The sequence below is a fragment of the Streptomyces sp. NBC_00510 genome, assembly GCA_036013505.1.
Lineage (GTDB): Bacteria > Actinomycetota > Actinomycetes > Streptomycetales > Streptomycetaceae > Actinacidiphila.
In genome coordinates, this window is the sequence record CP107851.1 from 2,137,889 (window position 1) to 2,159,407 (window position 21,519).

Genomic DNA, 21,519 nt, shown 5'->3' on the forward strand with positions numbered 1-21,519 from the left:
CCCCGTCCTACGATCGGGGCGTACGCGTGCCCGCCGTCCGCCGTCCGCGCCCGCCCCGGGGAGGCCCCGTGACCACCGTCCACGACCCGCTCGCCGTGCGCGAGCAGGTGCGCGCCTTCGCGCTCACGCTGCCCGGCGCGGCCGAGGAGTTCCCCTGGGGCGAGAGCGTCGTCAAGGTCAACAAGAAGGTCTTCGTCTTCCTCGGCACCGGCGACGGCAGCCATCCTCCCGGCATCAACGTCAAGCTCAAGGACCCACAGGTCCATGAGCACGCCCTGTCGGTCCCCGGCGCCGAGCCCTCCGGCTACGGCCTCGGCGGGGCCGGCTGGGTCACGGTCCCCCTGACCGGGGAGGCGCCGGCCGCCGAGGTGCTGTGCGACTGGGTGGAGGAGAGCTACCGCGTGGTCGCCCCGAAGCGGCTCATCGCGGAGCTGGACGGCCGCTGAGCCCGGTCGTCGCGCCGATCACGGTGGCGGTCGCCGCGTCGACCGGATAGGGCCGCTCCTGCGGCAGCAGCGCTGTCGCGGCCTCGTGGTCGCCGGAGCGCACGAGCCCGTGGACGCGGTGGGCGAGCGCGGTGACGTCCCGGATCCGGACGATCCAGTGGTCGGCGTAGTCGCGCGTCGCCCGGCCGGTGAGCCCGAGCTGCAGCGAGCGGTACGGCAGCGGGCGCAGGGAGAGGTCCCGCTCCGGGTCCCACTGGACGCGGACCTGCGTGGTGCGCACGCGCTCGGCCCAGGTCCCTCGGTCGGGGTGGACCGCGCGGTCGAAGTGCGACAGGCAGGCCTGCCGGAGTGCCGAGTCGAAGCCGTCGCGGCTGATGTCGAGGGCGAGCACCCGCTCCTGCCCGTCCTTGCGGCCCCAGCCGCTGCGGTACATCATCCACAGGAACGACGGCTTGATCCACGTCATCCGGGAGCGGCTCCAGCTCGCGGGGAAGCGTCCGTGCTGCGCGGCGTGGTCACCGATCTCGGGGCGGTACGCCTGATAGACCGTCACGGTGTCCTCGGTGTGCGCGGCCCTGATCAGGCGGTACGGCATCTCGGTGTTCTCCATGATGCGGGCATCGTGCCTGCCACGGGCTACCCGCCGCCAGGCATTTTCCGGCGGCGTGCCCGTCCGGCGGCCCGTGCCATGCGGCCCACCGGCACCTCGCCTAGCCTGGAATCCCGACACGACATCGCTACGAAGGGCCCGGTGAACTGCACCGCACCCGGGTGGGAGGTATGCGGTGGGCACTGTCTCCTTTCTCATCGTCATCGTCATCGTCACGGCGCTCGCCTTCGACTTCACCAACGGGTTCCACGACACGGCCAACTCCATGGCGACGTCGATCGCCACGGGCGCGCTCACGCCCCGGGTGGCGGTGGCGGTGGCCGGTGTGCTGAACCTGCTGGGCGCGTTCTTGTCCACGGAGGTCGCCAAGACCATCTCCAACGGCATCGTCGACGACGCCAAGGTGTCCGCCGTGATGATCTTCGCCGGGCTGGTGGGCGCCATCCTGTGGAACCTCGTCACCTGGCTGCTCGGCCTGCCCTCCAGTTCCTCGCACGCGCTGTTCGGCGGGCTGATCGGCGCGGTCTGGGTGGGTGCGGGCGCGTCCGCGGTCAACGCCGGCGAGGTCCTGGAGAAGATCGTGATCCCTGCGGTCGCCTCACCCGTCGTGGCCTGCGTGGTGGCGATGCTGGCGACGTACCTGGCGTACGTGATCACCAGACGGACCCGGGGCAACGAGGTGAAGCGCGGCTTCCGGGCCGGCCAGATCGGCTCCGCCTCGCTCGTGGCGCTCGCCCACGGCACCAACGACGCGCAGAAGACGATGGGGGTCATCACGCTGACGCTCATCTCGGGGGGACTGCTCGCGCCCGGTTCCGGTCCGCCGTGGTGGGTGGTGCTGAGCGCCGGGCTGGCGATCGCGCTCGGCACGTACGTGGGGGGCTGGCGGATCATCCGCACCATGGGCAAGGGGCTGACCGACATCGAGTCCCCGCAGGGCTTCGCCGCCGAGACGAGCGCGACCTCCGTGATCCTCGCTTCCTCGCACCTGGGCTTCGCACTGTCCACCACCCAGGTCTGCACCGGCAGCATCCTGGGCGCCGGGCTGGGCCGCAAACTGGCCCAGGTGCGCTGGGGGGTCGCCGGGCGGATCGCCGTGTCCTGGGTGCTGACGCTCCCCGCGGCGGCGGCCGTGGGCGGGGTGGCGGCATGGGTCGCGGACCACGGCGACCTGGGCGTGGCGCTCGTGGCGGGTGTGGCCGTCGCCGCCGCCGCGGGCTTCTACCTCCTGTCGCGCCGTCGCCCGGTGAACGCGGAGAACGTCAACGACACGCGGCCCGGTGCGCCGGCGCCGAGCCCCGCCGGCCACTCGGCCGGGTAGCGGTGAGGAGCGGATCCGCATGGACATCCCGTGGGGCAACCTCGGCAGCGTGTTCGGGGCCAGCCTCGGCATCACGATCGCCCTCGTGGTGATGTTCTCGCTGGGCGTCGCCGCGTGGGGCCGCGCCGGCGGCGGAGGCCCGCGCGACGGGCAGCCGCGCGACGCCCAGGAGAAGACGGCCCTGGCCGTGGCGGCCCTGTGCTTCGCGGCGTGCCTGGCGGTGGCGGCCTACGGCATCGACCTGATCGTCCCCGGCTGACGCGCCCGCGCCGAGGTGCGGCAGGGCCGGCTGTGGCGTCCGGGCCGGTCAGGCCGGATTGGCGTCCACGGCCGGGGCGGGCGCGGGCAGCGGCGTGACGGTGCCGCGCTCGTCCCCGACGGGCTCCGGAGGCGGGGCGGCGGCGGGGGCCTGCCCGCCGGCGTGCTTCTTCTCGACGACCTTCTCCGCGGTCTTGCCGCCGAAGTAGAAGCCCACCATCACGATCATGAAGGTGTTGAAGCTGCCGTAGACGTCGTCGAGGAAGCCGGAGGTGTCGGCCATCGCCCGCGCGACCTCGCTGTTGAACGAGGCCGCGACGAAACCGAAGTAGAGGACCGTGAAGGCGGACATCACGGCGGTGCGCACGTCGCGGGAGTCGGTGAAGAGCACCAGGAAGGTGCACAGGCTCATGGCGGGCAGCGCCACGGACAGACCCGCGATGCCGATGTCCTGCCCGAAGAACCAGAAGGTGGAGCCCACGCCCAGCGCGAGCAGCACCACGTTCACGACGACGAGCAGCAAGCCCACCTGCCAGTTGATCTGACCGTCGCCTATGCGGCCGGAGAACTTGTCCGGCGGCCTCTCCCCGTTCACGGCGCTCAGGTTACACCGGTGTCCCGCGAAGTGGGTTCCTCCGCAAGGCGTTTGATGGCCGACAGCCGGGCGTCCCAGCGGGCGGCGACGCGGTCCATCCACCGCGCCGCCGCCACCAGCCGCTCGGGCCGTACGGCGTACCGCATCTCGCGGCCCGCGCGCCGCCCGGCGACCAGTCCCGCCTGGTCCAGCACGGTGAGGTGCTTGACGATCGCCTGGCGGGACACGGGGAGTTCGGCCGCGAGCACGGTGGCGGTGGCGTCACCGTGCTCGGCGATGGCGTCCAGGATGCGACGCCGCATCGGGTCGGCCAGCGCGGCGAAGACGTCCTCCTCGCCCTCGGTGCGGGTCTCCGTCATGCGGGCAGCTTCTCCACGTACGTGGCGAGTCCGGCCGTGACGTCCGCCCAGCCCTGCGCATGGCTCTCGTACCCGGCGTACGGGATGCGGTCCTCGGGGATGTCGAGGGCCGCGAAGCCGCTCTCGACGACCCGCAGACGGGTGCCGTCCCCGTCGGCGGTGAGGGTGAACTCGACGAGGGTGGAGTTGTCCTCCGTGGCTTCCGTGCCGGGGAAGGCGGTGGCCCAGCGGTAGGAGAAGTAGCGCGGCGGTTCCACGTTCACGATGCGGCTGGGGTAGACGCCGAAGCCGTGGTCGATCTCGAAGGCGCCTCCCGGCCGCAGGTCCACGTCCGCGGGCGCGCCGCCACCGCCCAGGTCCTCGCCGAACCAGCGGCCGATGTGCTCGGGCCTGGTCAGGACCTCCCACACGCGCTCGACCGGCGCCGCGATGCTGATCTCCCGCTCGATCCGGTCCTGGGTCTGGGTGCTCATGATGGTTCCTCCGTCGCTGGACAGCCTTATGTGCAACTCCAGGGTTGCACGTAAGGCCGTATCGCGCAACCGATGGGTTGCGCGTTGGGGGATCAGTCGGTGAGCAGCACCTCCCGCAGGGCGGTGAGCAGGGCGTCGTCCGTGCCGAGCCGTGCGCGGGCGTACCCCTCGACGGAACCGTGCTCGGCGGCCAGCCCGGCGAGGAAGATCCGCATCGCGTCGGCGGGCGCTCTCCCCCAGCCGGGCCAGCGCAGGCTCCGCTCCGGGTTGGCCGCGGTCCAGTCCGCGAGCAGGCGGGCGGTGGCCAGCTCGCTCAGCGCGTAGTCGGCGACGATGTCCTCCTCGGGCACCCCCAGCAGCCCGAGCACCAGCGCCGCGAGCAGCCCCGTGCGGTCCTTGCCCGCCGCGCAGTGGAACACCAGCGGCCCGCTGGTGCCGGCGGCGATCACCTCCAGCGCCCGCGCCAGCTCCTTGACGCCGTCGGCCGCGACCTCCGCGTGCAGCCGGGCGTAGAAGGCGGTCGTCTCGACCTCCGGCCCGAACGCGGTCTGGTCCACGGGCCGGTGCTCGATGCTGAGGTTGTGGTACGCGACCCCGGTGGCCTCCGGGACGCGCCCCTTGGCCTCGATCTCGAACGGGTAGCGCAGGTCGATGACCGTGCGCACCCCGAGGGCGGCGAAGCGCTCCAGATCCGTGCCCCCGAGCTTCGAGAGCGCGTCGGAACGGTAGAGCCGCCCCCAGCGGACCGTGCGGCCGCCGGCCGTGCGGTAGCCGCCCAGGTCGCGGAAGTTGTGCAGTCGCTCGAACGCGATGTGTCTCCCCATGGGGGGACCTTACGGGGCGGGCCGCCCGCTCAGAAGATCCCCTGACCGGGGACGAGGATCCCCCGGGGGTCGTACCGGCGCCTGGCCGCCGCCAGGGCGGGCCACGCGGAGCCGAAGTGGGCGCGCCAGTCGGCGCGGCCGAAGGGGATGGAGCCGACCGGGTACTGAGTGCCGCCGGCCGCCCGGGTGGCCTCGTACGCGGCCCGGTTGGCGGCCAGGAGGCGGTCGACCGTCGCGGTGTCCTGCGGAGGGGTGGTGCGCAGCACGGCGAGCAAATACGGGACGGGGTCCTGGCCGGCCCGCAGCAGGGGGCGGTGCAGGCGCTCGCGCAGCAGCGGGTAGAGCAGCACGACACCGGGGCCCAGGTCGGCGGGCGTGAGGGCGTCGAGGATGCCGCCGGCCACGGCGGCGGCCTTCTCCCCGGGGATGAGCAGGTTGAGCCAGGGGTGGGCGAAGTCCCACAGGCCGGCGGCCTTGAGCGCCGCCACCGAGGCCGCGAGCCGGTCGAGGAAGGCGAAGTAGCCGAGGTCCTCGGTCTGCACGCCCGCGGTGTCGTGGTGCAGCCCCGCCAGCAGCGCGGCGTCGTCGGGCGAGGCGTCGTACGAGACCGCCTCCAGGACGTAGCCGCGGAACGCGCCGTTCGCGTCCGGGACGACCTGGCCCTCGACGTAGCCGAACCGGCCGTCGGTGACCAGCAGTCGCTGGTCGGCGAGGAAGGTGCCGAGGTCGTGGTACGGCAGCAGGTAGTGCCGGACCGTCGTCGGGGCCTTCACCAGGCGCAGTGTGGCCGACACGATGACGGCACACTGCCCCAGGCCCGCCAGCACCGCCTCGAACAGGTCCCGGTGCCGCGACGGGGAGCAGCGCAGCGACTCGCCCGCCCCGGTGACGACGTGCAGTTCGGTGACGTTGTCGACCTGGGCGCCGTGGTGGTGGCTCTGCCCGCCGAGTCCGCCCACGGACAGCGTGCCGCCGACGGAGAGTTCGAGGTAGTCGGTGAAGACGGGCGGCGTGAGCCCGTGCGCCACGGTGGCCCTGGTGACCTCGCTCCACGTGGCCCCGGCGCCGACCGTGACGGTACGGCTGTGCGGTCCGACCGGGCCGATCCCCGCCAGGGGCGTGGTCTCGATGACCAGCCCGCCGTCGACCTGCGCCTGACCGAAGGTGCCGTGGCCCTGGCCGCGCGGCGCCACCTTCAGCCCGTGCCGGTTGCAGAAGCGCACCATGGCGACGACGTCGTCGACCGACCCCGGACGCAGCACCGCGACCGGCCTGCGGTGCACGATGTGCCCGAAGTCGTCCGCGGCGGCGCCGAGCGAGGCGTCGTCGGTGAACAGCGTCCCGTCCAGGTGCGGCAGCCCCACCAGCGTGCCGTCCGCCCGGTCCGCGGCCGTCGCGGCCACGGCCCAACTGCGGCCCACGGGGTCGAATCCGACGACCACGGCGCCCGCGGCCGTCGCCGCCGTCCGCAACATCGCACGTCTGGACGGGAGGTGGGACATGCGCGCTCCCCCTGAACGGGTCGGTGGACACTGCAACAGTCCCGGATTCTAGGCCTGCTGTCCCCCCGTCAGCAGCGACTCGTGGAATCCCGTGGGGCCACCGGCGACGCTAGCCGACCCCACGGCGGGCGGCCCGCCGGGCGGGCCGCCCGGGTGATCATCCGAGCGACTTCCACCGGGGGTCGGTCGCCGCCTTCACGAGGGCGTCCATGCCGAGGGCGGGCGTGGTGCGCGTGGGAGGCCGGTGGTAGCCACCGGAGTTGAGTTCCGAGATGACGACCCGCAGTCCGTCGGGCCGCAGGGTGTCGGCGGTCCACTGCTGGATCCCGGCCCCGCCCTTGTCCCCCGCCCCTTGAGTGGTCTGCACCTTGGTGCCGTCGGGCAGGGTCTGGGGGTCGGAGAACTGCAGGTCCCCGAAGTCCTCCTCGGCCCAGTGCTGGACGTTGACCTCGACGAGCGTGGGCCCGTGGCCGTCGTCCACCGTGAGGTGGGCGTAGCCGTCCTCCCCCACCGGCGCGGTGATCTTCAGGCCCGCCGGCATGACGGCCTTGAGGCGCTTCAGGATCTCCGTGCCGCTCACCTCGCCGGATCCGGGGCGGGGCGCCCCGGACGAGGCCGAAGGCTCCGGGAACACGGCGAACAGGCGCTTCCACTCCGTCGCACGCACGAGGGCACCGAGTTGCGCCGCGCTGAGCGGCGGGTCGTCCCGGGTGGTGTGCTCGGACTTCTGCTCGGTGGCGTTCCACTCGTCGGCCTCGATCTGGTGGCCCTCACGGGTGGTCAGGACGGCCCGCCAGTTCTTGGGCCCCGTGCGATCGTCCTGGTACTCCCAGGTCCTGATGACCACCAGCACCGACCCGTCCCGGAGTTCCGTGCGCGTGCAGGTGCTGCCCTCCCTCATGAGCGTGAGGTCGGGGCAACGGGTGCGCTCCTGGCCGGGCGTGGCGCGACTGAGGGCGACGGCGATCGTCGACGCGCCGTGACCGTCGTCCCAGACGACCTGGGCCCTGGGGACCATGTGCGCCGAGGGCCGCGTGTCCGTGGCGTGCCCGGCCAGGATCCTGCCCGCGGGGAGCAGGTCCTCGAAGAGGGCGAGCATCTTCCGGTCGGAAGCCGTCTCGGGGCCCCATCCGAAGTCCGCGATCGTGTCCGTCGTCGCCGGGCCCACGTCCTGGGCGCCGCCGCGGGGGACGACCAGGGCGGCGGTGACCCCCGCGGCCGCCACGGCGGCGACGGTGCCGGCGACGGCGGCCGTACGGCGGCGGTGGAGGCTGCGGCCCTGCGCGAGGCCGGCCGCGACGAGTGCGCGGTTGTCGGTGCTGAAACTGTCGCCGGTGCTCCGCAGAGCGGCGCCGAGGTCGTCTTCGAAGGGCATGGTGAACCACCGTCCGGAGGAGAGGAGAGGTCGTAAGGGGAAGGGGAAGCCGGTGGGGGGTGAATCAGTGAGAGGAGACGAGTTCCGCGAGGCTGTCGCCGAGCAGTTCGCGGAGCCTGGCGAGGGCACGCACCGACCGGCTGCGCACGGCGCTCGAACTGACCCGCATCGCGTCGGCGGTCTCCTCGATGCTCCGGTCCTCCCAGTAGCGCAGGACGACGACCGCGCGGTCCTTCGGCGCCAGCCGGGCGAGCGCGTCCAGGAGGGTCAGTCGCAGCAGGGCCGTGTCGCTGTCGGAGCCGCCGGCGCCCGCGGGCACGTCGGGGAGCTCGCCCGTGGGGGACTCGCCGCTGCTGCGCCGCCGCCTGTGGCTGAGGAAGGTGCGGACGAGCACGGTCTGGGCGTACCCGGCGGGGTTGCCCACCCGGGACACCCGCCACCAGGTGACGTACAGCTTGCCGAGGGTCTCCTGCACGAGGTCCTCGGCGAGATGGGTGTCACCGCCGGTGAGCAGGCAGGCCGACCGGAAGAGATGTGCAGCGCGGGTCCTCGCGAAGTCCAGGAAGTCCTTCGTACGGTCCTCGTGCATGTCCCACCCCGTCGTCTTTCGGCGTCGCCTTCACCTCACTGACGTCGTGAGGGTGGGGAAATGTTGCACCCCCACAGCAAGAGCACAGGAACTAGGAGCGGCAGCGCCGCCAGGGCGAACAGCGGCCCCGGCCCGGACCAGTGGGAGCCCAGGGCCCAGCAGCCGAAGAGCAGGAGCGATCCGGCCTCGGATCCCAGGCCCGCCAGGGAGGTGACCGTCGCACGGGTGCGGTCGGTGATGCGGTCCTGGAGGCGGGCGTCGGCGGCCGTCGTCGCCCAGTCCAGGAGGCCGAAGGCCACGGCCACCAGTGCCAGGCCGGCCGGATGCGTGCCCGCCGCGCCCGCGGTCAGGCACACCACGGCGACGGCCGGTGCGAGCGGGGCCCAGCGGGTGCCGCGGCCGGCGAGCCAGCCGCCGACCGTGGCCCCCGCGGTCACCAGGAGCACGAGCAGCGGGACGAAGGACGGCCGCACGCCCGTCGCCTGCGCGAGCAGCGGGACGTACTCGTCCAGCGCGGTCGCGCCGGCCACCAGGGAGACGACGGCCACCATGCGCCCGGCGCCGGGGGTGTGCCGGGCCTGGGCGAGGGCCTCGCGCAGCAGCCCGGCGTACGAGGCCGCGCCGCCGTCCTCGTCCGCACCGGCACCGCGTGCGCGGGGCTCCGGCAGCGCGAGGGCTGCCAGCGCGGTCAGCACGGTCACCGCGACGCTGACCAGCCCGACCGCTCGGTCGCCGCCGGCCGCGAGGAGCGGCCCCGCCAGCGCGGTCGCGGCCAGGGCCGCCGTGGTGCCCAGGGCCTGCGCCCGGCCGGTGAGGCGGGCGTACGCGTGGGCCGCTCCGACGCGGGTCAGCTCCTCGTGCACCAGGGCCTGCAGCGCCCCGGACCGCAGCGCGGACCCGGCGCCCCACAGGACGAACCCGGCGGCGAAGGACGCGTAGCACGGCCACAGGGTCCACAGCGTGAAGCCCGCCCCGGTCAGCAGCGGCGCGACGGTGAGCAGGGCACGCCGGGAGAAGCGGTCGGCCCACACGCCCGAGGGCACCTCGAGCAGGAACGCCGTGAGGGACCACACGGCGAAGAGCGAGGAGATCCCCGCCTCGGACAGCCCGGCGCCCGCGAAGAGCACCGCGTACACCGGGTAGAGCGGGATCAGGTCCTCGAGGAAGGCGTAGGCGTAGAGCCTGCGCGCCAGTGGGGACTCGGGTGAGGATCAATGTCGCCATGTCATGGGATGAGCGTAGCCGGGTACGAACCGGATGAGGAGGCGTTTTCCATGCGCATGGGACGGAGCGGGAACGAGCCCCTGCGGGCTCGCAGCGCACTGCGGATGCGGCTCGCACTCGCGGCCTTCGGGCTGGTCTGGGCGATCGCGGGAACGGTGCTCTTCGCCGACCTGGGGCGTACCGGGTGGGCCGTCTTCTTCGGGGTGCTGGCGCTCGCCGCGGGCACCGACCTGGTGGTGATCGTCCGGCACATCCGCCAGGGCGCGCACTGGCAGCCGGGTCGCGATGTCCCGCCCTACGAACCGCTCCGCAAACGCTGAGCGCACGGCCGGACACGCACGGGCAGGCAAAGACCGAGGGCCCGGTGCTGATGCACCGGGCCCTCGGTTTCAGTAGCGGGGACAGGATTTGAACCTGCGACCTCTGGGTTATGAGCCCAGCGAGCTACCGAGCTGCTCCACCCCGCGTCGTTGAACGCAACCTTACGGGGTGTCGGCGCCAGGACCAAATCCATTCCCGGTCAGCCACCGCCAGCGGGGGATCTCGGCCACGACGGTGGCGGCCGCGAGGACCCCGACCAGCACCGCGACCGGGGTGGGCCAGGCCGCCCAGGAGGAGACGACGGCCGCTCCGAGCTGCAGCAGCACCAGCGCGACGGTCACCGCGCCGGGGACGGGGACGATCACCTGCTCCTTGTCGCCGGGGGTGGCGAACACCGTCGGCAGGCCGACGAGCACGACCACCGAGAGCGCGGCGAGCGGCCAGGAGTGCCCGGCCAGGGCCCATGGGGTCGCGACCCAGGCCACGAGCTCGGTGGTGAAGCGGAGGACGGAGGCGACGCGGCCGTCGGGCGCGGTGGTCCGGGAGGTCACGGCGTCACACTCCCACGGACCGGGCGCCCGGTAAATGCGTTGCCGGGGCCCCGGCACCGGCGTAGCTTCTGCTCCGGCCTGCCACCGTCCGATTGGAGAAGGCCGTTGCTCTTCTGAGGTCAGGGACACCGTGTCCGCGGCTCGCCGAACCGGCGTCCGCGCGGGCCCGTGTGCGACCTCGGCCGTGAGCAGCCGCCTGCGTGCAGCGCCCGCCTTCCGGTGTCCCCGTGTGCCGACCCGTCGTCATTCACGAGCACCCCGGAGGACCACATGGGACATCCCACGATCTCCATCACCTGCACCGACCTCTCCTTCGCCTGGCCGGACGGCACTCCCGTCCTGGACGGCTTCCAGCTCGCGGTCGGCCCCGGCCGCACCGGCCTCATCGGGCTCAACGGCTCGGGGAAGTCCACCCTGTTGCGGCTCTTCGCGGGCGAACTGACGCCCGCCGAAGGGACGGTTCGTGTCGCCGGCGAGGTCGGCTACCTGCCGCAGGACGTCGTCCTGGACACCGCGCTGCGGGTGGACGAGGCCCTGGGCATCGCGGACGCGCGGGCCGCGCTGCACGCCGTCGAGGCCGGCGACGTACGCGAGGAGAACTTCGCGGCGGTCGGCGACGACTGGGACGTGGAGGAGCGGGCCCGCGCCGGACTGGACGGCCTCGGGCTGGGTCACGTCGGCCTCGACCGGGTCGTCGGCGAACTGTCGGGCGGCGAGTGCGTCCTGCTGCGGCTGGCGGCCCTGCTGCTGCGCCGTCCGGACGTGCTGCTGCTCGACGAGCCGACCAACAACCTGGACCTGGCGGCCAGGCAGCGGCTCCACGAGGCGGTCGCGGCCTGGAACGGCGTGCTGGTGGTCGTCTCGCACGACCGCGAACTGCTCCGGCACGTGGACCGGATCGCCGAGCTGCGCGACGGCGGGGTCCGCTGGTACGGGGGCGACATCGCCGCCTACGAGGAGGCCCTGGCCGTCGAGCAGGAGGCCGCCGAGCGCATGCTGCGCGTCGCGGAGTCCGATGTGCGGCGGCAGAAGCGGGAGTTGGCCGACGCCAACGTCAAACTGGCCCGCCGGGTGCGGTACGGGCAGAAGATGTACGACTCCAAGCGGGAACCGCGCGCCGTGATGAAACTGCGCAAGCGCAGCGCCCAGGTGTCGGCGGGCAAGCACCGCGTGCTGCACACCGAGCGGCTGGCGGAGGCGAAGGAGCGGCTGGACGAGGCCGTGGAGGCGGTGCGGGACGACGACGAGATCCGCGTCGACCTGCCGCACACCGCGGTCCCCGCCGGCCGGACCGTGCTGACGCTGCGTTCCCTGCGGACGGCGTACGGGGCACCGGCCGGTGACCTGGAGTTGCGCGGCCCGGAACGGATCGCGCTGGTCGGCCGGAACGGCGCAGGGAAGACGACGCTGCTGCGGACGATCACCGGCGAACTGCCACCGGCGGCGGGCGAGGCGCAGACGCACGTGCCGCTGCGCTTCCTGCCGCAGCGGCTGGACGTCCTGGACGACGAGCTGTCGGTCGTGGCCAACGTGGCGCGGTTCGCCCCGGAGGCGTCGGGCAACCGCATCCGCGCGTCGCTGGCCCGCTTCCTGTTCCGCGGGGGACGGGCCGACCAGGCGGCCGGTTCGCTGTCGGGCGGGGAGCGGTTCCGGGCGTCGCTCGCGGCGCTGATGCTCGCCCAGCCCTCTCCGCAACTGCTGCTGCTCGACGAGCCGACGAACAGCCTGGACATGGCGAGCGTACGGCAGCTGACGACGGCGCTGGCCTCCTACGAGGGGGCACTGGTCGTGGCGAGCCACGACCTGCCGTTCCTGCGGGGCATCGGCATCACGGGCTGGCTGCGGCTCGACGCCGGCGGGCTCACCCGCGTCGAGCCGCTGTGACGGATGCGGCGCCGCTCCGGCGGCGGGGCTCCCCCCGGGGCCCCGCCGCCGGTGTCCGTGGGCCGCGTGGCGGCGTCAGCGGTACAGCTTGTTCACGGCGGTCCGCGTGGTCTTCTTGAAGGCCTTCAGCGGGATCCGGTCGAGGGTTCCCATCTGGCCCCACTCGACGACGGTGACGGTGCGGCCGTCGCGGCCGATCCCGTAGAGCCGGACGTTGTGCTCGGACTCGGGGGGCGCGACGTGCACGCCGTAGACGTGCGCGCCCTCCTCCACGTCGAGGGCGCCGAAGTCCTTCCAGTCGGCCTCCGAGCCCGGGTTCTGCTCCAGGAAGCGGCCGACGCAGCCCCGCACGGACGCGCGGAGCTTGGCGGCCAGGTCACGCGCCGCCTTGGTGTTCTTGGTCGTGAAGGTGACCTGCTGGGCGTTGGTGTCCAGTTCGGTCCAGAACGAGCGGTGCGAGACGCCCTTGCGGGGCAGGCCGCGCAGGGCGCAGGCGGTGCCGCCCTCGGGCAGCCCGCCGGTGACCCGGTCGGCGTACCAGGGCGAGAGGGGGTACGGCGGCAGTTCCTTCGGTGTGAGGAACCTCGGCGCCGCGGTGGGCGCGGCGGCCCCGGCCTCGGCGGAGCCGGCGGCGAGGAGCGAGGTGGCGGCGACCGCGGCCAGCGCGGTCACGGCGGCGCGGCGGGTGGGTGTGCGGTTCAAGGTGCTTCCCCCGTGGTCAGGTCGTGGACGAGGACCGTCGCCGAGCGGCGGCGGTACTGCACCTCAGCCTGCGCGGCGCCGTCACGACCCGGCAACAGCAGCGGCGGGTTCCGGGACACCGGAACGGTTGCGCGTACCCTGGCCTGGGGAGACGTGAGCGCCCTGGAACGGGCGGCCGGGACACGGGAAGGCGTCGGGGGCGCGGGACATGGGTGGTACGGCGGCGGGCAGCGAGCACTTCGCCCGGTATTTACGTGACCTGAAGGACCGTTCGGGGCTGAGCTACGGGCAGCTGGCGACCCGGCTCCACGTCAGCACGTCGACCCTGCACCGCTATTGCAACGGCGACGCCGTACCAGCCGACTACGCGGTCGTGGAACGCCTGGCGCGGTTGTGCGGCGCGGGGCCGGAGGAGCTGGTCGAGCTGCACCGCCGGTGGGTGCTCGCGGACGCCGTCCGGCGGGTCGGCAACCGCGGCGGCGGCGGTGCGGTGGCCGAGCGCGACGAGAGCCGCAACGGGAGCGGAGACGGGGCAGCCGACCCGCCGGACGGCAGCGACGACGACGCCACCGGTAACGCCCCCGTCGGAAAGGCGCCTGCGCCCGGCCCCGACTCGGCCCCGCAGGCGCCCGCCGAACTCGACCCCATCGGCACCGTCCCGGCGCCGCGCCCGCGGCGCTCCTGGCGCCGCCGTCTGTCCCGGCCCGCCGTCGCCGGATCGGTGGCGGCGCTCGTGCTCACCGGCGCCGCGCTGGCGATGACCGACGGCACGGGCGGCGAGGGTCCGCCGGCCCACGCCGCGTCCTCGCCCTCCGCGCGCCCCGGCGGAGCGGGAGGCACATCCCCCTCGCCGGGTGGGACGGGCACGGTCCCGGCCTCGCCCGGCGCGTCCCCCTCCGGGCACGCCTCGTCCACGAAGCCGTCGGCGAAGGGCACCGACACCGCTCCGCGCTCCCCCGGAAGCATCACGGCTTCCCACGCCCCGGTGCCCGCGCGGCCTCTGGTCTGGAGCGTGCGCTCGCACGTCTGGGAGAACGGCTGCGGTCACGACTACCTCATCGACCGGCCCCCCGCGGACGTCCCTCCCCCGCCGGTCTCCCAGGACGCGCGCGCCTGGGCCACCGCCCTCGGCGCCGTGCACGGCGGTACGACCATCGTCGAGGCCACGATCCGGGGGCGCGGGTCGACGCCGGTGGTGGTGCAGGCCCTGCACATCCGCGTCGTCGAACGCCGCGACCCGCTGCGCTGGTCGTCGTACTCGATGGACAACGGCTGCGGTGGAGCGCTGACCCCCGCGGAGTACGCGGTTGACCTCGACGCCGCGCGTCCGCAGCCGCGACCGCGGGACGGCTCCGACAGCGAGCACGTCCTTCCCGCGGTCCGCCTCCCCTACCAGGTCTCCGCACAGGATCCGCTGGTGCTCAGGGTGCACGCCCGCACGGTGCGCTGCGACTGCGACTGGTTCCTCGAACTGGAGTGGAGCGCCGGCGGCCTGACGGACACGGTCCGCATCGACGACGGCGGGCGCCCCTTCCGCACCAGCGGCGTCAAGGGCCGCCCCGAGTACGGTTACTGGTCCTCCGGAGGCTGGACCCGCAACTAGGCTCCGCGCCGTGTCCCGACGCCCCGTCCCCGTGCCCGTCCCGCGTCCCCCGCTCCGGGACGTGACGAAGGGCCCCCACCCTCCCCGTGCAGGGTGGGGACCCTCTCCCCCGTTTCCCGTCGGCCGCGTCCCTCGCGGTCAGAGGCCGAACGGCCAGATGAGGCCCTTGTTCATGGTGATGAGCACGACCAGCACCATCAGGTCGGCCGCGCCGAGCACCAGGCCGAGGATCGCCCGGACGGGACGCCGGGTGCCCCGGACGAGCGCGACGCCACCGAGGATCAGGGCGAAGGGGCCGAGCACGATGTTGAAGGCCAGCAGGCCGACCAGGCCCAGCACGAACGAGGCGACGGCCATGCCGTCGGAGCCGTCCGAGCCCGACCGGGCTTCCTTGGCGCGCAGTTCGCGCTCACGGGCGGGTACGTAGGAGTCCATGGGTGGGTTCCCCCCTGGGAGACGTGGGGTCAGCGGTGGCGGTGGTGCCCGACGCGCTCGCGGACGTAGAACGTGAGCAGCCAGACACCGACCACGCCCGCGGCGACGAAGAAGACGGGGAACGAGGTGTACGAGACGGTGCCCAGGAGGATCCCCATGGCGACCAGGACGACGAGGAGGGTCACGGACGTGTGCCTTTCTCGGTTGCCGGATGGCACTGCGGGCTGCGGACGACGTCACAGCTCAGTGAACAACTGGAATAACAGTTGTTCACTGAGTCGGTACTCTACTCTCGCGCAACTCGGCGAACGGCTGTTTACTGGATGACATGAGTCACACCCTCGGGGTCCGTGAGGCCCAGAAGCAGCAGACCCGGCGGGCCCTCCTCGACGCGGGCCTGCGCCTGCTGGAGAACCAGAGCCTGAGCAGCCTGGGGCTGCGCGAGGTCACCCGCGAAGTGGGGGTCGCGCCCGCCGGGTTCTACCGGCACTTCCGCGACATGGGCGATCTCGGAGTGGCCCTGGTCGCCGAGTCGCTGGGCAGCCTGCACGCGATGATCCGGGCGATCCTGGCCGAGCAGGACGACGCCGAGGAGGTCATCGCCCGCTCCGTCCGCGTCATCACCCTGCACGTGCGCGGCCACCGGTCGCACATCCGCTTCATCGCCCGCGAGCGGCACGGCGGGGTGCAGGCCGTCCGCGAGGCCATCGCCGCCGAACTCTCGCTCTTCGCCGACGAAGTGGCCGAGGCGCTCGGCGCGCAACCCGTCTCGCACGGCTGGACGGCCGAGGACGTACGCATGCTCGCCGAGCTGTACGTGGACCGCATGCTGATGACGGCGATCGCCTTCATGGAGGCGCCGGCCGACGACGCCGCGACCGAGGAGAACATCGCGGAGCGGGCCCGCAAGGAGCTCTACCTGATCCACCTGGGACGTCGGCACTGGCTGGACGTCTGAGGGCGAATTGACACTTGCGTGGACCCACCATCTAGGGTGGTCGCATGGCTTTCGCACTCTTTCGGCGCAATCGGACGGCCAACGGCACCACGAACCCGGCCCTGTTGCCACCGATCGCCAGGGGCGCGGGACTGATCAGCTGTCAGGTGCTCGACCCCGCGGGCCGGCCGATGGGCGGAGCCGAGGTCACCGTGTCCGACGCCCGCACCCACCGCACGCAGGTGAGGGCGATCAGCGACCCGTACGGGACGTTCCTCGCCACCCTGCCGCCCGGGCACCACTCCGTGATGATCAGCGCGGACGGCATGCGGCCCTACCGGGGCACGGTGGAGATCGCGGAGGGACTCCAGTCCCCCATCGGCACGGTGCGGTTGGCGCCCGCACCGGGACTCGAACTGCCGCCGCCGGGCACCTGGTTCTTCGACCCGCCGCACACGGCCGTCCGGTTCATCGCCAAGCACGTCGGCATGGCCCATGTGCACGGCCGTTTCGACCGCTTCGAGGGCGGCATACGCGTCGCGGAACGCATGGAGGACTCCCACGTCGAGATCACCATCGACGCCGCGAGCATCAACACCGGCAACCGGACCCGGGACAACCACCTGCGCTCCGGCGACTTCCTGGACGTGGCCGCCCATCCCTGGATCCGGTTCGCGAGCGACCGCTTCGTGCACCAGGGCGGTTCGCGGTGGGCCGTCCACGGCCACCTCAGCATGCACGGCACCAGCCGCTCGGTCACCCTGGACACCGACTACCTGGGCATGGCGACCGGCGGCTACGGCGAGGAGCTGCGCTGCGCCGCCCTCGCCACCGCCGAACTGCACCGCGACGACTACACCCTCAACTGGCAGAGCATGCTGGCGCGGGGCATCGCGGTGGTGGGCCCGACCATCAAGCTGGAACTCGACGTCCAGGCCATGTTCTCCAGCCACGACACCCCGACACCACCGGAGTAGCGCCGCGCGCGCCCTCAGCCCGCGGAGGGCACGGGTGTGATGACGGCGAAGGCCGCGCCCTGCGGGTCGACGACCTGGCCGAAGCGCCCGACCTCCGGCATGTCCATCGCGGGGACGCGGATCGTGCCGCCGGCCTCGACGGCCTTGGCGAGCGTGGCGTCGCAGTCGGCCACCGCGAAGTACGGCAGCCAGTGCCCGCCGGCGCCCGCGGCCAGCATCTCCTCGTCGAGCTGCATGACGCCGCCGTGGGCGTCACTCTCGCCGCCGCCCGCAGGGGAGACCATGGTGTAGACGTTGCCGGGCATCTGGGAGTCCTCGGTCTTCCACTCGAAGACCGAGCGGTAGAAGGCCAGCGCCGCGGGCGCGTCGGTGGTGTAGAGCTCGGTCCAGTACAGGGAGCCGGGCTCGTTGACGACGTCCAGGCCCTTGTTGGCGCCCGGCTGCCACACGCAGAACCGGGCCCCGGTCGGATCGGCGTACGCCGCCATCCGCCCGAGGTCGAAGACGTCCATGGGGGAGAACCGCACGCCGCCGCCCGCCTGTTCGACGGACTTGGTGGTGGCGTCGGCGTCGGCCGTCTGGAAGAACGGCTCCCAGGCGGCGGTGGTGACGCCGGGTTCGTTGTTCGGGCCGATGCCCGCGACGGTCCGGTCGCCGGTACGGAACATGCCGTAGCCGCCGGCCTCCGGTCCGGCCGAGAGGAAGTCCCAGCCGAAGACCTCGCGGTAGTAGGCCACCGAGGCCTCGACGTCGGGAGTGCCCAGGTCGAGCCAGTTGGGGGCGCCGGGAACGTAGTTGGTGCTGAGCATGGTGTGCTCCTTCGACGGGGATGCTGTGCCCTGGTCGCTCCCAGTCTTGCAGCGGGCACTGACAGTGGCCCCGTGCCGCTCCGTCAGCTCTGCCGTGGCTGGCTGGCGATGACCGCGAACAGCGCGCCGAAGGGGTCCGCGAGGTGCGCGAAGCGCCCGACGCCCTCGGCGTGCTGCGGCGCCATGACGACCGTCCCGCCGAGCTGTCCGGCCTTGGCGACGACCGCGTCGGCGTCCTCGACCTCGAAGTAGGGCAGCCACCGCGGGGTGACGCCGGCGGCCCTCATCTCCTCGGTGATCTCCACGATGCCGCCCAGGGACGCCTCCCGGCCGCCGCCCGAGGTCGACAGCACGGCGTAGCGGGTGGTGCCCAGCGGCACGTCCTGCGCCTGCCACTCGAAGACCGCGCCGTAGAAGGCGCCGGCCGCGGCGGCGTCCGGCGCGTACAGCTCCGCCCACCCGAGGCTGCCCGGCTCGGTGACCACGTCGAGGCCCTTGGTGTCGCGGGGCTGCCACACGGCGAACTCCGCTCCCCCGGGGTCGGTGAAACCGGCCATCCGGCCGTTGCTGAAGACGTCGAAGGGCGCGAAGCGGACCGTGCCGCCGGCCTGCTCGACCGCCTTGGCGGTGGCGTCGGCGTCGGCCGTCTGGAAGTACAGCGTCCAGGAGGACCGCATGCCCTCCTCGCTGAGCGGCCCGAACGCGGCCACGGTCTTCCCGCCGAGACGGAAGAAGCCGTAGCCGCCGGCCTCGGGCCCGAGCGACTGTGCGTCCCAGGCGAAGAGCCCGGTGTAGAAGGAGACCGCCGCCCCGAGGTCCGCGCTGCCCAGGTCGATCCAGTTCGGGGCGCCGTTGACGTACTGGGTGGTGAGCATGGCGGTCTCCTTGGCCTGCGTGCGTGCCCGGTGCTGCCGTGGTCCCGGTGTCCGTGTTCAGTCTGGCACCGGTGCCCGGCTCGCGCCGGGCGGCGTCACTTCCCCTGGGTGAACGCGTCGTAGGCCTTGAGCACGTCGTCCGTGGGGCCGTCCATCCGCAGCGTGCCGTGCTCCAGCCAGATGGCGCGGTCGCAGGTGTCGCGGATCGACTTGTTGTTGTGGCTGACCAGGAAGACGGTGCCGGCCTCCTTGCGCAGCTCGCGGATCCGCGCCTCGGAGCGCTTGCGGAACCGGTTGTCGCCGGTGGCGAGCGCCTCGTCGATCATCAGGACGTCGTGGCTCCTGGCCGCGGCGATCGAGAAGCGCAGCCGGGCCGCCATGCCGGAGGAGTAGGTCCGCATCGGAAGGGAGATGAAGTCACCCTTCTCGTTGATGCCGGAGAACTCGACGATCGAGTCGTAGCGCTGCCGCACCTCGTCCTGCGACATCCCCATCGCGAGGCCGCCGAGCATGATGTTGCGCTCGCCGGTCAGGTCGTTCATCAGGGCGGCGTTCACGCCGAGCAGCGAGGGCTGCCCCTGGGTGTACACCTTGCCGCTCTCCGCGGGCAGCAGCCCCGCGACCGCCTTGAGGAGGGTCGACTTGCCCGAGCCGTTGGAGCCGATCAGCCCGATCGACTCGCCCCGGTAGGCGGTGAAGCTCACGCCGCGCACGGCGTGCACCTTGCGGACGTTCGGGTTGCCTCCCTTGCGGCGGACCAGCCGCGACAGGGCGTTGACCGCGGTGCCGCGGCCGGCCCCGGCGCCGTGCACCCGGTACACGATGTGCAGGTCGTCCACGATCACGGTGGGGATGCGCTCAGCCACGGCCGTACCTCTCCTCAGCCTTCCAGAACCACACGAAGCCCCCGACACCCATGACCAGGGCCCAGCCCAGGGCGACCGCCCACACGTGGGGCGGCAGCTGCTCGGAGGTGAAACTGTCGATCAGCGCGAAGCGCATCAGGTCGATGTAGACCGCCGCGGGGTTCAGACCGAGCAGGATCTTCACGGCCTGCGGCGCGTGCGCCGCCACGTGGCTGATGCTGTACATGACACCGGAGGTGTACATCCAGGTCCGCAGGATGAACGGCATCAGCTGCGCGAGGTCGGTCATCTTGCTGCCGAGCCGCGCCATCACCAGCGCCAGGCCCGCGTTGAACACCGACTGCAGGATCAGCGCCGGGATCGCGAGCAGCCAGGACGGCCTCGGCACCTCGCCGGTCATCAGCACGATGGCGAAGAGCACGAGCATCGACATCAGCAACTGCTGCAGCTGCATGATCGTCTGCGCGATCGGCAGGCTGGCGCGGGGGAAGTGCAGGGCCCGCACCAGGCCGAGGTTGCCCGAGATCGCACGCACGCCCGCCATCACCGAGGACTGGGTGAAGGTGTAGACGAAGATGCCGGTGACCAGGAACGCGATGTAGTTGTCCACGCCGCGGTCGGTGCCCAGCAGCAGGCCGAAGATCAGGTAGTACACCGCCGCGTTGAGCAGCGGGGTCAGCACCTGCCACAGTTGGCCCAGGCGCGCCCGCGTGTACTGCGCCGACACACGGGCCGTGGCGTACGAGGTGATGAAGTGCCGGCGTCCCCACAGCTGCCGCACGTAGGCGCCCAGACCGGGACGGGCCCCGCTCACCGTGAGGCCGTACTTGGCCGCCAGCTCTGCGGGGGACGGCGCCGGAGCGCCGGGCGGCGCGGGCGCCGCTGAGGAGGACTCGATGTCAAGGCTCACGAGGGGGGCGCTTCCGTTCGGGGGGTGAGGCGCAAGGGGGGGTGGTTGTGCGCCGACGGAACGAGACCGTATCGTCGTTACCAGGACGTTAGACCACACGAGCGTTGGAACGCAACCGTTCCGTCCCGTCGTCGCGTAGGCTGCCGGACATGGCACCGGACACCGCACCCCCACGACGCGCCCCCGCCGGGGCGGCTGTGCTCCGAGACGATGTCACGGAGGCGATCCGGGCGGCCGTCTTCGAGGAGCTCGCCGCGGTCGGGTACGGCCGGATGTCCATCGAGGGCATCGCACGGCGCGCGGGCGTGGGCAAGGCCGCGGTCTACCGGCGCTGGCGTTCCAAGCTGCCGCTCGTCCTTGACGTGGTCTCCGCGGTCGCGGCGCTCGGCGTGCCGGCGCCCGCCACGGGCAGCCTGCCGGGCGACATCCGGATGCTGCTGGAGGTGACGGCGCGGGCGCTGCGGCACCCCGTCGCCTCGCAGATCATCCCCGACCTGCTGGCGGAGGCCTCGCGCAACCCGGAGATCGCCGAGACCCTGCAGACGGCGCTGCGCAACACCCAGCGCGGCATCGCCACCGCCATCGTCGAGGCCGCGGTCGAACGCGGCGAGCTCCCCGCCGGCACGGACTGCGACCTCGCGCTCGACCTCATGGCCGGCCCCCTCTACTGGCGCCTCGCGGTCCTCCGCTCCCCCCTCACCCCCCGCTACCTCGACCGTCTCGCCGCCGCCACGGCCGCGGCCCTGGCGGCGTCGGCCTGACGCCCGCGCGTGCCGGGCTCCAGGTAGACCTGGCCCAGGGGACTGTGGCGCAGCCGCCGGACCTCGAGGTCCGTGATCGACGCGGCTGCGTCCTGGTCGGCCTGGTCGCGGGCCGCGGCTCGCCCCATCGCGGCGGCCACGGCGGCGCCGGCTCCTTCCTTGGTGTCGTCGACGACGTAGTAGTGCCAGGTCTCGCCGCTGCGGGCCGCGTGGCGGCGCAGGCCCACGAGCCACTGGTCCGCGCAGGTCGCGGGGCCGGCCGGGTGCTGCCGGTCGATGGTGGTGTGCATGCCTTCTGCTCCCCTGGATCAG

General features: G+C 72.9%; 27 protein-coding genes and 1 tRNA gene. 9 read left to right on the top strand and 19 right to left on the bottom strand.

Going from position 1 to position 21,519, the window contains the following annotated elements; all coding sequences use genetic code 11:
- Nucleotides 1-68 precede the first annotated feature (68 nt).
- Nucleotides 69-446, top strand: coding sequence for an MmcQ/YjbR family DNA-binding protein (locus OG937_09535; GenBank protein ID WUD71916.1), 378 nt, complete (start codon nucleotides 69-71; stop codon nucleotides 444-446).
- Here OG937_09535 and OG937_09540 read toward each other — a convergent pair.
- Nucleotides 421-1,056 (bottom strand): DUF4291 domain-containing protein, encoded by a 636-nt coding sequence (locus OG937_09540; protein WUD71917.1) that lies wholly within the window; start codon nucleotides 1,054-1,056, stop codon nucleotides 421-423. The genes OG937_09535 and OG937_09540 overlap by 26 nt on opposite strands.
- A 175-nt stretch (nucleotides 1,057-1,231) precedes the next feature.
- On the opposite strand from OG937_09540, the gene OG937_09545 reads away from it, so the two are divergent.
- The gene (locus OG937_09545; GenBank protein WUD71918.1) at nucleotides 1,232-2,377 is read left to right on the top strand and encodes an inorganic phosphate transporter; all 1,146 of its coding nucleotides are present in this window, start codon (nucleotides 1,232-1,234) and stop codon (nucleotides 2,375-2,377) included.
- A gap of 19 nt (nucleotides 2,378-2,396) precedes the next feature.
- Nucleotides 2,397-2,636, top strand: a complete 240-nt coding sequence (locus tag OG937_09550) for a hypothetical protein (protein ID WUD71919.1) — start codon at nucleotides 2,397-2,399, stop codon at nucleotides 2,634-2,636.
- 48 nt (nucleotides 2,637-2,684) lie between these two features.
- Here OG937_09550 and OG937_09555 read toward each other — a convergent pair whose 3' ends face one another.
- From OG937_09555 to OG937_09590, 8 genes are all read right to left on the bottom strand, one after another.
- Nucleotides 2,685-3,230, bottom strand: a complete 546-nt coding sequence (locus OG937_09555) for a hypothetical protein (GenBank protein WUD71920.1) — start codon at nucleotides 3,228-3,230, stop codon at nucleotides 2,685-2,687.
- Between the two features lie 5 nt (nucleotides 3,231-3,235).
- The gene (locus OG937_09560; protein WUD71921.1) at nucleotides 3,236-3,589 is read right to left on the bottom strand and encodes a metalloregulator ArsR/SmtB family transcription factor; all 354 of its coding nucleotides are present in this window, start codon (nucleotides 3,587-3,589) and stop codon (nucleotides 3,236-3,238) included.
- Nucleotides 3,586-4,062 carry an SRPBCC family protein gene (locus tag OG937_09565; GenBank protein ID WUD71922.1) on the bottom strand — a complete coding sequence of 159 codons (477 nt, stop codon included), beginning with the start codon at nucleotides 4,060-4,062 and terminating at the stop codon, nucleotides 3,586-3,588. Before OG937_09565 ends, OG937_09560 begins: the two co-directional genes overlap by 4 nt.
- A gap of 92 nt (nucleotides 4,063-4,154) precedes the next feature.
- Nucleotides 4,155-4,886: a tyrosine-protein phosphatase gene (locus OG937_09570; GenBank protein ID WUD71923.1), complete on the bottom strand. Its 732-nt coding sequence runs from the start codon at nucleotides 4,884-4,886 to the stop codon at nucleotides 4,155-4,157.
- A 29-nt stretch (nucleotides 4,887-4,915) separates the two neighbouring features.
- On the bottom strand, nucleotides 4,916-6,388 hold the full coding sequence (locus OG937_09575; protein ID WUD71924.1) for an FAD-binding protein: 1,473 nt from the start codon (nucleotides 6,386-6,388) through the stop codon (nucleotides 4,916-4,918).
- Between the two features lie 157 nt (nucleotides 6,389-6,545).
- Nucleotides 6,546-7,763 (bottom strand): hypothetical protein, encoded by a 1,218-nt coding sequence (locus OG937_09580; protein ID WUD71925.1) that lies wholly within the window; start codon nucleotides 7,761-7,763, stop codon nucleotides 6,546-6,548.
- A 64-nt stretch (nucleotides 7,764-7,827) separates the two neighbouring features.
- Nucleotides 7,828-8,352, bottom strand: coding sequence for a SigE family RNA polymerase sigma factor (locus OG937_09585; GenBank protein ID WUD71926.1), 525 nt, complete (start codon nucleotides 8,350-8,352; stop codon nucleotides 7,828-7,830).
- 35 nt (nucleotides 8,353-8,387) lie between these two features.
- Complete coding sequence (locus OG937_09590; GenBank protein ID WUD71927.1) at nucleotides 8,388-9,488, bottom strand: MFS transporter; 1,101 nt, start codon at nucleotides 9,486-9,488, stop codon at nucleotides 8,388-8,390.
- Between the two features lie 138 nt (nucleotides 9,489-9,626).
- On the opposite strand from OG937_09590, the gene OG937_09595 reads away from it, so the two are divergent.
- Nucleotides 9,627-9,896, top strand: coding sequence for a DUF6343 family protein (locus OG937_09595; protein ID WUD71928.1), 270 nt, complete (start codon nucleotides 9,627-9,629; stop codon nucleotides 9,894-9,896).
- 73 nt (nucleotides 9,897-9,969) lie between these two features.
- Here OG937_09595 and OG937_09600 read toward each other — a convergent pair.
- Nucleotides 9,970-10,043: transfer RNA gene (locus tag OG937_09600), tRNA-Met, on the bottom strand.
- Between the two features lie 15 nt (nucleotides 10,044-10,058).
- Nucleotides 10,059-10,448, bottom strand: coding sequence for a hypothetical protein (locus OG937_09605; GenBank protein ID WUD71929.1), 390 nt, complete (start codon nucleotides 10,446-10,448; stop codon nucleotides 10,059-10,061).
- A gap of 270 nt (nucleotides 10,449-10,718) precedes the next feature.
- Here OG937_09605 and OG937_09610 point away from each other — a divergent pair, with 270 nt between their 5' ends.
- A complete protein-coding gene (locus OG937_09610) occupies nucleotides 10,719-12,332 on the top strand; it encodes an ATP-binding cassette domain-containing protein (protein WUD71930.1) in 1,614 nt (537 codons plus the stop codon).
- A gap of 75 nt (nucleotides 12,333-12,407) precedes the next feature.
- On the opposite strand, the gene OG937_09615 is transcribed toward OG937_09610, so the two are convergent.
- Nucleotides 12,408-13,034: a hypothetical protein gene (locus OG937_09615; protein ID WUD71931.1), complete on the bottom strand. Its 627-nt coding sequence runs from the start codon at nucleotides 13,032-13,034 to the stop codon at nucleotides 12,408-12,410.
- A 208-nt stretch (nucleotides 13,035-13,242) separates the two neighbouring features.
- Between OG937_09615 and OG937_09620 the strand changes: the two genes are divergently transcribed.
- The gene (locus OG937_09620; GenBank protein ID WUD71932.1) at nucleotides 13,243-14,637 is read left to right on the top strand and encodes a helix-turn-helix domain-containing protein; all 1,395 of its coding nucleotides are present in this window, start codon (nucleotides 13,243-13,245) and stop codon (nucleotides 14,635-14,637) included.
- A 138-nt stretch (nucleotides 14,638-14,775) separates the two neighbouring features.
- Here the strand turns inward: OG937_09620 and OG937_09625 are convergent, their stop codons facing one another.
- The gene (locus OG937_09625) at nucleotides 14,776-15,072 is read right to left on the bottom strand and encodes a DUF4190 domain-containing protein (GenBank protein ID WUD71933.1); all 297 of its coding nucleotides are present in this window, start codon (nucleotides 15,070-15,072) and stop codon (nucleotides 14,776-14,778) included.
- A gap of 29 nt (nucleotides 15,073-15,101) precedes the next feature.
- Nucleotides 15,102-15,257: a hypothetical protein gene (locus OG937_09630; GenBank protein WUD71934.1), complete on the bottom strand. Its 156-nt coding sequence runs from the start codon at nucleotides 15,255-15,257 to the stop codon at nucleotides 15,102-15,104.
- A 143-nt stretch (nucleotides 15,258-15,400) separates the two neighbouring features.
- Between OG937_09630 and OG937_09635 the strand changes: the two genes are divergently transcribed.
- Both OG937_09635 and OG937_09640 read left to right on the top strand, forming a co-directional pair.
- Nucleotides 15,401-16,030: a TetR family transcriptional regulator gene (locus OG937_09635; protein ID WUD71935.1), complete on the top strand. Its 630-nt coding sequence runs from the start codon at nucleotides 15,401-15,403 to the stop codon at nucleotides 16,028-16,030.
- 44 nt (nucleotides 16,031-16,074) lie between these two features.
- The gene (locus tag OG937_09640; GenBank protein WUD71936.1) at nucleotides 16,075-16,986 is read left to right on the top strand and encodes a YceI family protein; all 912 of its coding nucleotides are present in this window, start codon (nucleotides 16,075-16,077) and stop codon (nucleotides 16,984-16,986) included.
- Between the two features lie 14 nt (nucleotides 16,987-17,000).
- On the opposite strand, the gene OG937_09645 is transcribed toward OG937_09640, so the two are convergent.
- From OG937_09645 to OG937_09660, 4 genes are all read right to left on the bottom strand, one after another.
- Nucleotides 17,001-17,795, bottom strand: coding sequence for a VOC family protein (locus tag OG937_09645; GenBank protein WUD71937.1), 795 nt, complete (start codon nucleotides 17,793-17,795; stop codon nucleotides 17,001-17,003).
- An 83-nt stretch (nucleotides 17,796-17,878) separates the two neighbouring features.
- Nucleotides 17,879-18,670 carry a VOC family protein gene (locus OG937_09650; GenBank protein WUD71938.1) on the bottom strand — a complete coding sequence of 264 codons (792 nt, stop codon included), beginning with the start codon at nucleotides 18,668-18,670 and terminating at the stop codon, nucleotides 17,879-17,881.
- A 95-nt stretch (nucleotides 18,671-18,765) separates the two neighbouring features.
- Entirely contained in the window at nucleotides 18,766-19,536 is a 771-nt protein-coding gene (locus OG937_09655; GenBank protein WUD71939.1) for an ABC transporter ATP-binding protein, read from the bottom strand.
- On the bottom strand, nucleotides 19,529-20,434 hold the full coding sequence (locus OG937_09660) for an ABC transporter permease (protein WUD78689.1): 906 nt from the start codon (nucleotides 20,432-20,434) through the stop codon (nucleotides 19,529-19,531). The genes OG937_09655 and OG937_09660 overlap by 8 nt, the downstream gene beginning before the upstream one ends.
- Before the next feature lie 161 nt (nucleotides 20,435-20,595).
- Between OG937_09660 and OG937_09665 the strand changes: the two genes are divergently transcribed.
- A complete protein-coding gene (locus tag OG937_09665; protein ID WUD71940.1) occupies nucleotides 20,596-21,207 on the top strand; it encodes a TetR/AcrR family transcriptional regulator in 612 nt (203 codons plus the stop codon).
- Here OG937_09665 and OG937_09670 read toward each other — a convergent pair.
- A complete protein-coding gene (locus tag OG937_09670) occupies nucleotides 21,153-21,497 on the bottom strand; it encodes a hypothetical protein (GenBank protein WUD71941.1) in 345 nt (114 codons plus the stop codon). The two genes, OG937_09665 and OG937_09670, sit on opposite strands and share 55 nt — an antisense overlap.
- Nucleotides 21,498-21,519 lie beyond the last annotated feature (22 nt).

Excerpts from the sequence above, each read along its gene's own strand:
- OG937_09540 (WUD71917.1), bottom strand. The coding sequence starts at position 1,056 with ATGGAGAACACCGAGATGCCGTACCGCCTGATCAGGGCCGCGCACACC.
- OG937_09550 (WUD71919.1), top strand. The coding sequence starts at position 2,397 with ATGGACATCCCGTGGGGCAACCTCGGCAGCGTGTTCGGGGCCAGCCTC.
- OG937_09560 (WUD71921.1), bottom strand. The coding sequence starts at position 3,589 with ATGACGGAGACCCGCACCGAGGGCGAGGAGGACGTCTTCGCCGCGCTG.
- OG937_09565 (WUD71922.1), bottom strand. The coding sequence starts at position 4,062 with ATGAGCACCCAGACCCAGGACCGGATCGAGCGGGAGATCAGCATCGCG.
- OG937_09570 (WUD71923.1), bottom strand. The coding sequence starts at position 4,886 with ATGGGGAGACACATCGCGTTCGAGCGACTGCACAACTTCCGCGACCTG.
- OG937_09575 (WUD71924.1), bottom strand. The coding sequence starts at position 6,388 with ATGTCCCACCTCCCGTCCAGACGTGCGATGTTGCGGACGGCGGCGACG.
- OG937_09580 (WUD71925.1), bottom strand. The coding sequence starts at position 7,763 with ATGCCCTTCGAAGACGACCTCGGCGCCGCTCTGCGGAGCACCGGCGAC.
- OG937_09585 (WUD71926.1), bottom strand. The coding sequence starts at position 8,352 with ATGCACGAGGACCGTACGAAGGACTTCCTGGACTTCGCGAGGACCCGC.
- OG937_09595 (WUD71928.1), top strand. The coding sequence starts at position 9,627 with ATGCGCATGGGACGGAGCGGGAACGAGCCCCTGCGGGCTCGCAGCGCA.
- OG937_09610 (WUD71930.1), top strand. The coding sequence starts at position 10,719 with ATGGGACATCCCACGATCTCCATCACCTGCACCGACCTCTCCTTCGCC.
- OG937_09620 (WUD71932.1), top strand. The coding sequence starts at position 13,243 with ATGGGTGGTACGGCGGCGGGCAGCGAGCACTTCGCCCGGTATTTACGT.
- OG937_09625 (WUD71933.1), bottom strand. The coding sequence starts at position 15,072 with ATGGACTCCTACGTACCCGCCCGTGAGCGCGAACTGCGCGCCAAGGAA.
- OG937_09635 (WUD71935.1), top strand. The coding sequence starts at position 15,401 with ATGAGTCACACCCTCGGGGTCCGTGAGGCCCAGAAGCAGCAGACCCGG.
- OG937_09640 (WUD71936.1), top strand. The coding sequence starts at position 16,075 with ATGGCTTTCGCACTCTTTCGGCGCAATCGGACGGCCAACGGCACCACG.
- OG937_09645 (WUD71937.1), bottom strand. The coding sequence starts at position 17,795 with ATGCTCAGCACCAACTACGTTCCCGGCGCCCCCAACTGGCTCGACCTG.
- OG937_09650 (WUD71938.1), bottom strand. The coding sequence starts at position 18,670 with ATGCTCACCACCCAGTACGTCAACGGCGCCCCGAACTGGATCGACCTG.
- OG937_09665 (WUD71940.1), top strand. The coding sequence starts at position 20,596 with ATGGCACCGGACACCGCACCCCCACGACGCGCCCCCGCCGGGGCGGCT.
- OG937_09670 (WUD71941.1), bottom strand. The coding sequence starts at position 21,497 with ATGCACACCACCATCGACCGGCAGCACCCGGCCGGCCCCGCGACCTGC.